15 protein-coding genes are annotated in these 12163 nt (G+C 35.8%); 3 read left to right on the top strand and 12 right to left on the bottom strand.

Annotation, left to right across the window (positions count from 1 at the left end):
• Window positions 1-280 precede the first annotated feature (280 nt).
• Window positions 281-670, top strand: a complete 390-nt coding sequence (locus M014_RS0102070; RefSeq protein ID WP_026590227.1) for a DUF7147 family protein — start codon at window positions 281-283, stop codon at window positions 668-670.
• 69 nt (window positions 671-739) lie between these two features.
• On the opposite strand, the gene M014_RS0102065 is transcribed toward M014_RS0102070, so the two are convergent.
• The 6 genes from M014_RS0102065 to M014_RS0102040 all read right to left on the bottom strand — a co-directional run bounded on the left by M014_RS0102065 (window position 740) and on the right by M014_RS0102040 (window position 4154).
• Complete coding sequence (locus M014_RS0102065; protein WP_026590226.1) at window positions 740-1006, bottom strand: YlbG family protein; 267 nt, start codon at window positions 1004-1006, stop codon at window positions 740-742.
• Window positions 1007-1133: 127 nt separating this feature from the next.
• Window positions 1134-1586: a YlbF family regulator gene (locus tag M014_RS0102060; RefSeq protein WP_026590225.1), complete on the bottom strand. Its 453-nt coding sequence runs from the start codon at window positions 1584-1586 to the stop codon at window positions 1134-1136.
• 106 nt (window positions 1587-1692) lie between these two features.
• A complete protein-coding gene (locus tag M014_RS0102055; protein ID WP_026590224.1) occupies window positions 1693-2265 on the bottom strand; it encodes a histidine phosphatase family protein in 573 nt (190 codons plus the stop codon).
• A gap of 78 nt (window positions 2266-2343) precedes the next feature.
• Window positions 2344-2589 carry a YlbE-like family protein gene (locus tag M014_RS0102050; protein ID WP_026590223.1) on the bottom strand — a complete coding sequence of 82 codons (246 nt, stop codon included), beginning with the start codon at window positions 2587-2589 and terminating at the stop codon, window positions 2344-2346.
• Window positions 2590-2601: 12 nt separating this feature from the next.
• A complete protein-coding gene (locus M014_RS0102045; protein WP_026590222.1) occupies window positions 2602-3027 on the bottom strand; it encodes a YlbD family protein in 426 nt (141 codons plus the stop codon).
• Between the two features lie 89 nt (window positions 3028-3116).
• Complete coding sequence (locus tag M014_RS0102040; RefSeq protein WP_026590221.1) at window positions 3117-4154, bottom strand: CAP domain-containing protein; 1038 nt, start codon at window positions 4152-4154, stop codon at window positions 3117-3119.
• 205 nt (window positions 4155-4359) lie between these two features.
• On the opposite strand from M014_RS0102040, the gene M014_RS0102035 reads away from it, so the two are divergent.
• Window positions 4360-4725 carry a YugN family protein gene (locus tag M014_RS0102035; RefSeq protein ID WP_026590220.1) on the top strand — a complete coding sequence of 122 codons (366 nt, stop codon included), beginning with the start codon at window positions 4360-4362 and terminating at the stop codon, window positions 4723-4725.
• Window positions 4726-4759: 34 nt separating this feature from the next.
• Here the strand turns inward: M014_RS0102035 and ctaG are convergent, their stop codons facing one another.
• The 6 genes from ctaG to cyoE all read right to left on the bottom strand — a co-directional run bounded on the left by ctaG (window position 4760) and on the right by cyoE (window position 10684).
• Window positions 4760-5665, bottom strand: coding sequence for a cytochrome c oxidase assembly factor CtaG (ctaG, locus tag M014_RS0102030; RefSeq protein ID WP_026590219.1), 906 nt, complete (start codon window positions 5663-5665; stop codon window positions 4760-4762).
• 88 nt (window positions 5666-5753) lie between these two features.
• Window positions 5754-6092: a cytochrome c oxidase subunit IVB gene (gene ctaF / locus M014_RS0102025; RefSeq protein ID WP_026590218.1), complete on the bottom strand. Its 339-nt coding sequence runs from the start codon at window positions 6090-6092 to the stop codon at window positions 5754-5756.
• A 3-nt stretch (window positions 6093-6095) separates the two neighbouring features.
• Window positions 6096-6719 (bottom strand): cytochrome c oxidase subunit III, encoded by a 624-nt coding sequence (ctaE, locus tag M014_RS0102020; RefSeq protein WP_026590217.1) that lies wholly within the window; start codon window positions 6717-6719, stop codon window positions 6096-6098.
• A complete protein-coding gene (ctaD, locus tag M014_RS0102015) occupies window positions 6719-8554 on the bottom strand; it encodes a cytochrome c oxidase subunit I (RefSeq protein WP_170833611.1) in 1836 nt (611 codons plus the stop codon). The genes ctaE and ctaD overlap by 1 nt, the downstream gene beginning before the upstream one ends.
• Window positions 8555-8614: 60 nt before the next feature.
• Entirely contained in the window at window positions 8615-9664 is a 1050-nt protein-coding gene (coxB, locus tag M014_RS0102010) for a cytochrome c oxidase subunit II (RefSeq protein WP_026590215.1), read from the bottom strand.
• 96 nt (window positions 9665-9760) lie between these two features.
• Window positions 9761-10684: a heme o synthase gene (gene cyoE, locus M014_RS0102005; RefSeq protein ID WP_026590214.1), complete on the bottom strand. Its 924-nt coding sequence runs from the start codon at window positions 10682-10684 to the stop codon at window positions 9761-9763.
• Between the two features lie 482 nt (window positions 10685-11166).
• On the opposite strand from cyoE, the gene M014_RS0102000 reads away from it, so the two are divergent.
• Window positions 11167-12114, top strand: a complete 948-nt coding sequence (locus M014_RS0102000) for a COX15/CtaA family protein (RefSeq protein WP_026590213.1) — start codon at window positions 11167-11169, stop codon at window positions 12112-12114.
• The last annotated feature ends 49 nt before the right edge of the window (window positions 12115-12163 follow it).

The following is a 12163-nucleotide window of genomic DNA, read 5'->3' as shown; positions in this document are numbered from 1 at the left end:
AAGCAAAATAAAAAGCCTACGATAAAATTTAAATTCATTATGTATATCTTCATTTAGATTGGACATAAATAAATATAACAACATCACCTTCGATGTTGTTGCCAACCGCGGAGAAGACTTACGTTTCCCCATAAGTTCTTCCTCCGGTTTCTCCTCTCCCTTTGCCTTCTTGCTAGTACATACTAGTATAAGAAGGGCCCTGCTTTGCAGGGTTTTTTTCTTTGCGTTCTTTTCATTTTAAAAATGAAATGATACAGTAAAAGAAAGAGGAGGAAATAATATGATTCAACGTTTTATTGAACTAGGAGAAGGCTACTCCGATTTATATGAATTACTTGAGATTGCGAAAACAAATAAAGACCGTGTGTCACATATGTTACAATTCGAAACCTTAAAAAATGATAAAAAAGTATGCTCACTAGTTGTTGTTCTGAAACCAACAACAGTTGGTGATTTCCAACCGCTATACATATGTCGCGAAGGGATTCCTATACTTGAAAATAAAAAAAGCAAACGAATTGTTTTATTCGAAGAAACAGCTGAACAAATTGAAAAAAATGTCGTTTCTTTTACTGTAAAACCTTCTACAACTTTCCCAGAAAAAGAATTATATTTTAATCACCTTATCGGCATTTTACGAATGAATCATTTCATTCCTCCAATGCAGTAGCAATTTATACCCATTGTATTTTTATTAAAATAAAGAATCCCCCCACTAAAATTAGTGGGGGGATTCTCCTTAACTATAGTCGTATTCTTTCGCACGATCTGGACGCGAATTTTCAAATTCCGTTTTAAGAAACGGGCGATATGACTGCTCAATTTTTTTCACAAAAGGAAGCTTATTTAGCTTTTGCATCATATGCTCTATTTGCTCCACATCACAATATACAACTGCATATTTCAAACGCTTTGATATGTAATGAATATTACCATATTTCCTTAAAATTTTGGCATGTTTCAATGAATGTAAATAAACAATCATACTTTGTCGTTGCCCGAACATAATCTTCTCCATCTTCTCCTTTTATATACTCATATTCTTGTATTTTATAAAAATCAATCAGAAATTTGTGAAATTATAGAACAAATTCTGTATACGTTTTCTTTCATATTCTAAAAAACGGGGCACATCACCCCGTTTTTTTACAACCGCAACTTCCACCAGAGCCACACCCGCTTCCGCAGCCACCTGCATCAAAAAACGGATTTCCAGTAGGAACTTTAATCGCAGATGATACTTCGGAACCAATTGCTGCACTGACTTCATCTAATAGTTTTTGCAAAGTATTTTCCGCCTTTTTAAAAGCAGATATCTTTTCATGCAAGTCTACAGAACGTTTTAACTCTCGCATGTTTTTCGAAACGAAAGTATAATCAGGATGATATTTTCCAAAGCGTTGCACTTCTTCATATCGCTCTTTCATTACTGTAAATTGACCAATTAATGTTTGAGCCTCCAAATCTTCCTGTAATGCCTTATAACATTTACGATAGCTCTTAGCTACATCGGAACAGACAATCGCTTTTGCAAGCTGTTCTGCTTCGTCTAATATCATTACGCTTTCAAGCGTCGCTACAATCATGAGAGACACCTCCGAGTATCCATCATAACACATTTAGAACAGAACTACTAATTTGAATATAAAGTTAAAAGTTCTATTACTGAAAATACTCATCCATTATAATTTCTTATACGCAAATATGCTCGGCAATATTATATCGTAGTACATCCCAGCTTCCATTCTCTTCTTTTACATAACTAATACACGCATTTTTTAATGGCGTTTTAAATGTAATTTCATCAGGTGAGATTGCGTGTAACATTGCTTTTATCGCATGTGAATGTGCAACAATAATAACACGTTTACCCACATGTACTTGTGCAACGTCTTGCAATGCAGCAAAGCAGCGTTTTACAATCTCTTCATCTGTCTCCATACCTTCTACATTTCCCTCTGCAATAAGCTCTCTAACTGCAGGAACTGGTTTTCCTGAAGCCTCTCCAAAATTCCGTTCAACAAACCGCTCATCTAGAAGAATAGACTGTATTCCAACAGCATCGCTAATTGCCTGTGCTGTTTCTTGTGCTCTAATTAAGGGACTACTAATAATTACATCCCACGTTTCCAATTTTAATGCAGCTGCACTTTGACTGGCTTGCTTTTTCCCAACTTCATTAAGTGGAATATCTTCACGCCCTTGAATAATCTCTTGAAAATTCCAATCAGTTTGTCCATGTCGCACTAAACAAATTTCCGTCATGCTGTAACTCCTTTTTTTCAATAATCTGTTTCTATTGTAACAAATGTTTCGCATGACGGACATAGTTTTTCCTTCCAATTATGTTGCATTTTGCTGCTTCATATATTGAAACATGTCAATCATAATAGAAGCAACCGCCAGTTGATTTTGAAATTTTGCAACTTTATCAGGAATTGTCTTTTTATAATACTGTAAGGCAGCTAATTCAAAAGCCTCCTTCTCCTTAGGATTACGTGATAATTTCCGATACCAATGGGGTTGTTCACGAATATAACGCTCTAAATCTTTGTCAGCTTTTATAAATTCCATAAGTTCTGCCCTCATCCTCTTTTCCTCCTAATCTTTTCGAAAGAAAAACGGATTATTTTCAGAAGTTCTTTGCTCAGGTTGTGTACGATTCCCTTGAAATTGTTGAATAACTTGTTGTACACTCCCAATTGCACTTGTTACATTAGCTAGATGCTGCTGCATTTGTTCTGCATCTAATTTTTTAAAAAACGAAAGCATTTGTCCCATTAAATCAGCAGCTTTTTCATCATTATTTTCTGTACGATTCTCTTGTATAGGAGAAGAAATCGCTTCTCCATCCGCTTTATAAGCATTCCACATTTCATCTTGCTCCCCAAGTAAATACCATTCCTCATAAAATTGTTGCCATGTTTTTTGACCGTTTCGAACTTCATGAACCATTTTAGGGTGATGGTTTACAAACTCTTTAAATTGTTGAACAGAAGGATGTAACGGTCCTTTTGTCTTTGTCATAATCCTCACCTCTTCAGATGTATCTACTATATTGTAAGAAAAAAAAGGCGCATGGTTCGCCTATTTTTAGACGTTTCATGCACCTTTTGTTATTTTCTAATGAAATTTTGAGTATAGAATTTATCGAAGACCCCAACACCTAGTCCAGTAAATTGTTCATTTAACAAGTTTTTCCGATGCCCTTCGCTATTCAGCCAACCTTGCACTGCCGCGATTCCATCAGTATGCTGCGCTGCTATATTTTCTCCCGCTAGTTGAAAAGTGACTTGACCACGTTGTAATCGATCTCCTAAAGTTCCAAATTTCGGTGAATCATGTGAAAAGTAATTATTCTCTTTCATATCTTTACTATGTCCAAAAGCTACTTCAGCTGTTTGTTGATCCCATGTTAGTAATGGCAATTGATGACGACTACGAATAATATTAGTCAAATCTAGAATTTGTTGCATATTCCCATGTTCTACTTGTGCCATTTTCTCCTGAGGGATTGCTGGCTCCGTCCCTAATTCTCCAGAATAAACAAGCTGATACGGTCTTTGTCGAAGCAATGTTTCATCATCCATATACCTAATTCCAACAAGTTTATGTGTAAACCGATCAAAGTATAACTGCGCCCAATCATCTTCTTCTATCGAAACAAGTGGTTGTTCTGCAATTTCAGTATCAGATAATTCAAATTGGTAACTGTTCCTTCCTTTTTCCAAAGAAATTTCATGTGAAAATGGATTTTTTTTATAGACATCTTCATATTTTTCATTCATATGAAACGGGGCTACATCCACTTGATCACCAGCAACATAAGCTGTTACAATTTTATGCTCTGCAACACCAAACTGTACATATTGTGATAAATCTTGATTATAAATCCACCATTCGTAACCATAAGCAGAAGGTTCGATTCGAGCTGGCTCACCCCATTTTGCTAATAAATTTTCCGAATCTCCTCCTATTAATTGGGAGATTGTCTCTGGAAAACCTTCATTTATTTGTTTCTTTTTCTTGACAATCTTATGTTCCTGCTTAGAATGAGATGGTTGTAATATATATTGCGAAACGAGTAATTTCCCGTATAAATCAATTGCTAAAATCAAAGCCGTAATCATTACGATACGTAATAATTTTTTCAAAAAATATACCTCCTGGTCAAACATAAAATTGAGATATACACAAAGCCCTGTCTTCTCTTTTGTTTGTACCATACTATTTTCACTATATCATATTTTTATAAAAAAAGCCGTGATTATCCCTTTTCTCTCAATATGAATTGCGATTTCTCATTATTCATACTATTATAAAATTAGATGGTTTCAAATAAAAATAAGGAGGGATTCTATGCAGTTTACAAATTCAAAACTTATAGACGCAACTATTGATTTTACACTTCTCACAGAAGTCATGCAAAATCATCATTTCGTACTTGCCGGACAGTGGGATTATGAACGAGTTACATATGACTATAAATTTGAAATATTAAAGGATGTATACTATTTACGGGTCCAAGGATTTGCTGTAGAAGGAGAAATCGGAGGACGACACGCACAAGTTAAATTACTTCCCCCGTTGTTAGGAAAACACTATTATCCACATGGTGTTGAATATGGAGAGAATGAAAATTTCCCTACAAACGTACTTCAAAAAAGCGAACAACTACTGCAAAATATTGAAAAGGAATTGAAGGAATTTCAAATTATCGAGTAAATAAAACAGGCATGCCCATGTGGACATGCCTGTTTTATTTCGTTTGCAAATAAGGAGGTACTGCCTGTAGTTGCTCCTCATCTTTTTTACGTTCCTTACGTGCCCATTTAAAAAATACATAGCCAATAATTGTACCATATACTATTTCCTGGACAATTTTCATAATGGTACCACCTGTTTGTTGATCTTGTACAATCGGCATCCAGTGTAAAAATTCTGGTCCGGTTATATTTAAATCAGCCAGTGTCCCTACAGGCACACAAAGCTCCATCGCTTTCATCCATGCACTTGGATCCGTATATGTAACAAACAATGATTCGCTAGCAAATATGATTAGCGCACAAGCTGGTGTCAATAATATACCGTTCGCAAACATATAGCCAATTTTTTTAATTTCACTTAATGTTTGATACTCCGGCAATGGATTTAGCATAGGCCACCACATCATCATTGCTGTAAAAAATAAAACAGCAAGAAAAATAGGATGAGCGACTTGATTTTGTTTTACAGCATCAAACACAACCGGCAAATGATAAATGGAAAATAATCCATTAAATACAAACAGGGCAATAAGCGGTTTTGTAAACATATTCAACATCACCTGGATAAAACGAAAAGAAGTAATATATTTGTATAACCAAATCGGAATTCCTAATAACAATAATGGTGGTACCGCAATATACATCACTGCCATTTCAAACATATGTGCACTAAATACAATATGTCCAAGTAAATCAATAGGTCCACCCTTTACAAAATACAATAGGATAATCCCAGTCGTAAAATAAAATATCTGCTTTTTATTTACCTTATCTGCATTTTCGAACCGATTTCTATAGGGCCCAATAATAAGAAAGTAACAGATAAGGATAGACACCATAAAAAGTAAAAAGATCGGGCTCCATAAAGCTTGAAAACCAAATATCCATAAGTTGCTCATTTTTACACCCACCCTTTCAATTTGAATTCCTTACCCTCATAGGAAAAAGGGAGCGAAGATAACTTCAAGCTCCCTATCCTTTGCTTTTTTAAACCCAGATAATCGTCATAAAAGCTAAAATGGTTAATAATCCCACTAATAACCCTGCATATAAGAAAAAGGCTGCTGTTTCATGTCCCTTATGACTCATATGCATGAAATAGTACAATTGAAATATTACTTGCACAACAGCTAACAATAAAATAAATGGCACTGAGAAAAGAGGACTAAATGTTTTCGGATAAGCGACTGCCACAAAAGCTACAATCGTTAAGAAAATCATTAGACCAAATGTAATCACTTGATGCCTCATTTCCTCTGCACTTTTTCTTCTACGATAAACAAGATCTACCTTTGAGTTACTTGTGTTTGTTTGCTTTATCGCCATTGTTTATCCCACCATTCCCATCAAATATACTACAGTGAAAATAAACACCCAAACTACATCGATAAAGTGCCAGTAAATCGATGCGACGTAAAACTTTGGAGCATTATATAAATTTAGCCCTCGCTTCGCATTCCGAAAAACTAATGTTGAGATCCATAACAATCCGAACAATACGTGTAATCCATGAGTTCCAACAAGCGCATAAAACGCTGAACCAAATGCACTGCTTCTCATTGTATGTTTGAATTCATGTGTATAATGATAAAATTCATAAATCTCAAATCCTAAAAACCCCAAGCCTAATAGTACTGTAACAATTAACCAAAGCTGCATTTGCTTAAAGTTAAAGTTCTTCATATGATACATCGCATACACGCTTGTTAAACTACTTGTTAACAAAAGCATCGTCATGATAAAGACAAGTGGCATTTGAAACATTTCTTGAGAAGTGGGGCCGCCATTTGTAGAATTTTTCAATGCTAAATATGTGCCAAATAAGGAAGCGAACAATACAGTTTCGCCTCCAAGGAATAGCCAAAATCCAACAAACTTATTTTTCCCCTCAAGGGTTGCTTTTTCAGGCTCTGCTGGAAATGTTTCATTTGTTAATTTTTCCTCTACATGCATTACGCTGTGCCCCCCTTATCATCCAAATCTTCTTTATGAATATGATAACCATGGTCATCAATTACTGAACGTAAGAACATTGCACCAAACGTAATGATAAGCCCAATTATTGCAACCAGGAGCCAAAACTTATCTTTTCCACCTTGCATGTACATTGCACCAAATGCCGCTATAAATAACCCAAGCGAAATAACAAATGGTGAAAATGAAGAGTTTGGCATATGAATGTCACTCACAGGCTCTGCTGGTGTCATCTCTTTATTCCCTTCACGTTTCTCAATCCAAAACGGATCCAGACCTCGAACGAATGGTAATTGCTTAAAGTTATATTCTGGTGTCGGAGCTGGTATTGTCCATTCTAATGTACGACCATCCCATGGATCACGACCCGCTTTCTCTTTAGACAATGATGTTTTCACAACATTGAATAAAAGAACAATCGTTCCAAGTCCCATAAATACAGCACCAATCGAACTAATTAAGTTCCCTGTTTCTAATCCTTGTCCTGGTAAATACGTAAAGTAGCGACGCGGCATACCAATTAAACCAAGGAAATGTTGGATAAAGAATGTTAAATGGAAGCCGATAAAGAACAACCAAAATGTAATTTTCCCTAGTGTTTCATTTAATACTCTGTTAAACATAAGTGGCCAATAATAGTGTGCACCGGCTAATAATCCAAATACAACCCCACCAACGATTACATAGTGGAAATGTGCCACAACGAAATAGTTATCATGAAATTGATAGTCAGCAGGCGCTGAAGCAAGCATAACCCCTGTTACTCCTCCCATTACGAATGATGGGATAAACGCAACAGCCCACATCATTGGAGTTGTAAACCGAATACTTCCACCCCACATTGTAAAGAGCCAGTTAAATATTTTAATCCCCGTTGGGACTGCAATTGCCATTGTTGCAACTGAAAAAATAGCATTCGCGACAGGACCAAGGCCAACCGTGAACATGTGATGTGCCCATACCATAAATCCTAAAAATCCAATCAACACTGTTGCAAATACCATAGATGAGTAACCAAATAGTCGTTTTTTAGAAAATGTAGCGAATATTTCTGAGAATATTCCGAAAACCGGGAGTATAAGAATGTACACTTCTGGGTGACCAAAGATCCAGAATAAATGCTCCCATATAATCGTATTACCACCTAAAGCTGGGTTAAAGAAACTTGTACCAAATAGGCGATCTAACATAAGTAGCGCCAATCCGACTGTTAATGGTGGAAAGGCAAATAAAATAAGTGAAGACGTTACAAATGTTGTCCATGTAAACATCGGCATACGCATATAGGTCATTCCAGGTGCACGCATATTAATAATTGTGACAAGGAAGTTAATACCACCAATCAGTGTACCTATACCCGATATTTGTAATCCTAATACATAAAAGTCAACACCATGTCCTTTAGAAGCAAGAGATAACGATGCATAAGATGTCCATCCTGCATCAGGTGCTCCTCCCAAAAACCAACTTAGGTTTAAAAATACGCCTCCAAAGAAAAATAACCAAAATCCAAGTGAATTTAAAAATGGAAACGCCACATCGCGTGCCCCAATTTGAAGTGGCACAGCAGCGTTCATAAATGCAAACACGAGCGGCATAGCTGCGAGGAAAATCATTGTTGTACCGTGCATTGTTAATACTTGATTATAAGCATCCCCAACAAGAAAAGCATTGTTCGGAATGGCTAATTGAAGACGGATAAATAATGCTTCTATTCCGCCAATGATAAAAAATAACCCACCTGCAATTAAATAGAGAATGGCAATCTTTTTATGGTCTACTGTCGTCAAATAATCCCATATAACAGCACCCATCCCCTGTTTCTTTGCTACAGAACTCACGTTTTCAACCTCCCCTTCGCAAATAATCCCTTTTTACTTCTCAACTTTTAACGTTTTCAAATAGGCATTTAATGCCTCTATTTCATCGTCCGTTAAGTTGCCATATTTACCAGTCATTTTATTTCCTGGCTTCATATTTTCAGGATCCTTTAGCCATTTTTTTAGGTTTTCTTCATTATTTTCAGCAATGCCGGCAACCATATCGCGATCAGCAAAATTTGCTAGGTTTGGTGCGATACGTGCAGAAGGTGGTCTACTATCATTTGATCCAGTTGCATGACAACCGATACAGCTTTTGTTGAATATCTCTTTACCTTGTTGTTCTTTTGTAGAAGCTACTTCCTTCTTACCATCAATTTTCTTCATATCTGCAATCCAAGTTTTGTACTCGCTTTCATCAACAGCTTTCACTTTAAATTGCATTAAAGAATGTGATGGGCCACAAAATTCTGTACAAAAACCATTATAAGTGCCTGATTTATCTGCCTTTAACCACATTTTGTTTACATTATCTGTATTCGTATCCATTTTTCCAGCTAAAGATGGAACCCAAAATGAATGTTTAATATCAGCACCTTTCAGATTCAAATACACTTTTTTACCTGTGGGGATAACTAAATCTTGAGAAGTTACTATCTTTTCTGATTTGTAAGAAAATTCCCACCAATAAAGATTCGCTGTTACATCAACAACGATTGTATCTTTATCAATATTCTTTTTCTCCATCGCACTTACGTCAGCAAGTTTGAAGGTATATGTAACAGTCGGAACAGCCAATATTAGCAAAAGAATAATCGGAATAACTGTCCATATAATTTCTAGTTTGTGATTTCCTTCAACTTGCTTTGGAATATAATCCTCTTGGCCCTTCTTTTGTCGGAAACGCACAATTACATACAAGAAAATAATAGTAACTACAAGTACAACACCTACCATAATCGCACTTGCTAACAAGAGTAAATCATATTGCATTTTTGCTACTTCACCTTGCGGAATTAAAGTAGATTGAAAGGCTTTACCGCATCCCCCTAACAGTAAAGCCAGCAGTGAAACGAATGAAAGCAGTCGCCACTGTTTCTTCATACAAACAACCCCCACTTTCTTTGTGAATTAGATTGTACTTTATTTATAGTAAGTAAAGTAAATCTCAACGTAAAGAAATCCCCTCATGTCGTTGTCTTAGAAGAATGTAACTACAATCATTGACACAAATAAGATTGTCAAGTAATTCAAGGAGTAGACGAACATTTGTACAGACCATTTTATGTCATCCTTCTTACGGAATCCATAGAATCCTAATACGATCCATCCAATGTTAAGCAATGTTGCAATTACCATGAATGTTACTCCCAGTCCACTCATATAAAACGGTAGTGGTAATAAACATACTGTCCAAATCATGATTTGACGTTTTGTAATATCAAATCCATGTACAACAGGAAGCATTGGAATACCTGCATTTCGATATTCATCAACACGTTTCATCGCTAATGCGAGGAAATGTGGGATTTGCCAAACAAACATAATTAAAAATAGCATCCAAGCAATCGGATGATCTAAACTAGGATCAATTGCTGCCCAGCCAATTAAAGGTGGAACTGCTCCAGATACACTACCTACTACTGTATTTAGTGTGTATGCTCGTTTTGTCCATAATGAATACAAAACAACATATGTGAAAGCACCAATGAAACCAATCAATGCTGCCATCGGTGTTGTAAATAACAAGAATACAAAACCTAGAAGTAATAAAGTAATACCTAATGTTAACGCAAACCCAGGTTTATATTTTCCTGTTACTGTCGGACGATTTTTTGTCCGTTCCATTAAATGATCGATATCTCGATCAATATAATTATTTAAGCTACATGATCCTGCCATAATTAAAGCAGAACCGACAATTGTAAAGAACATTTTATCCAAATGGTTAGCAGCATTTAATCCATTAAAGTGTAAAGCCAACCAAAATCCTGTAAACACCGTAAGTGTATTTGAGTTTACAATCCCCATCTTAACGAGCGCTAATAAATCTTGTACACGTGTTGTTTCCGGCACATTTGTTATAGCTGACTCATCATGCAGCCCACTTGTTGCATGGTTCATCATTTCAACCCCCTCTTAAACGCGTCTTTCCTTTACAAAAGTAGTACGCTTCTATATAGCAATATTATTACAGTAGAAATGTTGTTTTCCCACTCTACTACTAATCTACGCTCATACTCGAATATATTAAATCATATTTCCCGAACATTTTGTGAAGAAAACATGAACTTTTTGTGTCGAATAACAAAAAAGTTTCTCCTATTACTCCCTATCATAACACGAGATTATCTTCTATAATAAACTATTTTGTCATATTTAGCATGCATTCTCCTTATTTCTTTTTATAATAGAAGTATTTCCACTTAAAAACTGTAATATCTACACCGTTTTTTTCTTATCCCAAGTACTTTATCCTCCCTCTTCATTTCTTTGCTATTTTATTATTTTTTATATATCATAGGACTGTAGCGCGTTTTGTTCTATAAAATTGATGGAATGAAAATATTTCGCAATAACTTCATAACAGAAAGATGGTGAAAAGATTGCAACGCTTTATTAAATGGTTAGCAGTCATTACAAGCCTTGACTTACTAGGGGTTTTATTAGGGGGGGCTTTAGTTACAAAAACAGGTTCAGGTCAAGGATGTGGAAAATCATGGCCACTTTGTAATGGTGAACTCGTTCCCTCTAATCTATCAATGGAAACAATTATCGAACTCAGTCACCGTTTAACATCAGGATCGGCAGGAATTCTCGTTACACTGCTTTGTATCTTATCATGGAAATATTATAAACATGTACGTGAAACAAAGACGCTTGCTATTTTATCATTTGTATTTTTAGTTGCACAAGCGCTAATGGGAGCAGCGGCAGTGGTTTGGGGACAAGTACCAGCTGTACTAGCTATTCATTTTGGTATTTCCTTAATTTCATTTGCTTCTGTCATTTTACTAGCCTGCCTTATTTTTGAAATTGACAAGAAATTCGATGCACGTTCTCTCATTATGGATAAAAAAATGAAGTTTCATATTTACGGTGTAACAATTTACAGCTATATCGTCGTCTATACAGGTGCTTTAGTACGTCATGAGCATGCTAGTTTGGCTTGTCCAGACTTTCCATTTTGTAGTAAAAACAGACCGTTTCCTACTCAATTGCATGAATGGGTTCAAATGGGACATAGGATTGCCGCAATATTAATATTTGCTTGGATCCTATACGCAATGATTCTTGCTATTCGCCACTATAAGCAACAGCGAGTTGTATATTGGGGATGGATTATCTCATTTATTCTCGTTACGCTTCAAGCAATTGTTGGTATTTTGGTTGTCTATACGAACGCTAGCCTCTCAATGGCACTGTTACATTCACTCTTTATCTCTTGTTTGTTTGCCGTATTATGTTATCTAGTGATGCTAGGTACAAGAAGTACAAGAAACGCAAAAGAGGCACAACAATCAACTACAACGCAAAATAAACAATCCTTTTAATAACTTGCCATTATGGCAAGTTATTATTTTTATATCAAAAAAAGAGCTA

It is taken from the genome of Bacillus sp. UNC437CL72CviS29, assembly GCF_000482345.1.
Lineage (GTDB): Bacteria > Bacillota > Bacilli > Bacillales > Bacillaceae_G > Bacillus_A > Bacillus_A arachidis.
The sequence above is the reverse complement of the archived record's forward strand: the minus strand, read 5'-3'. Positions and strand labels throughout refer to the sequence as shown.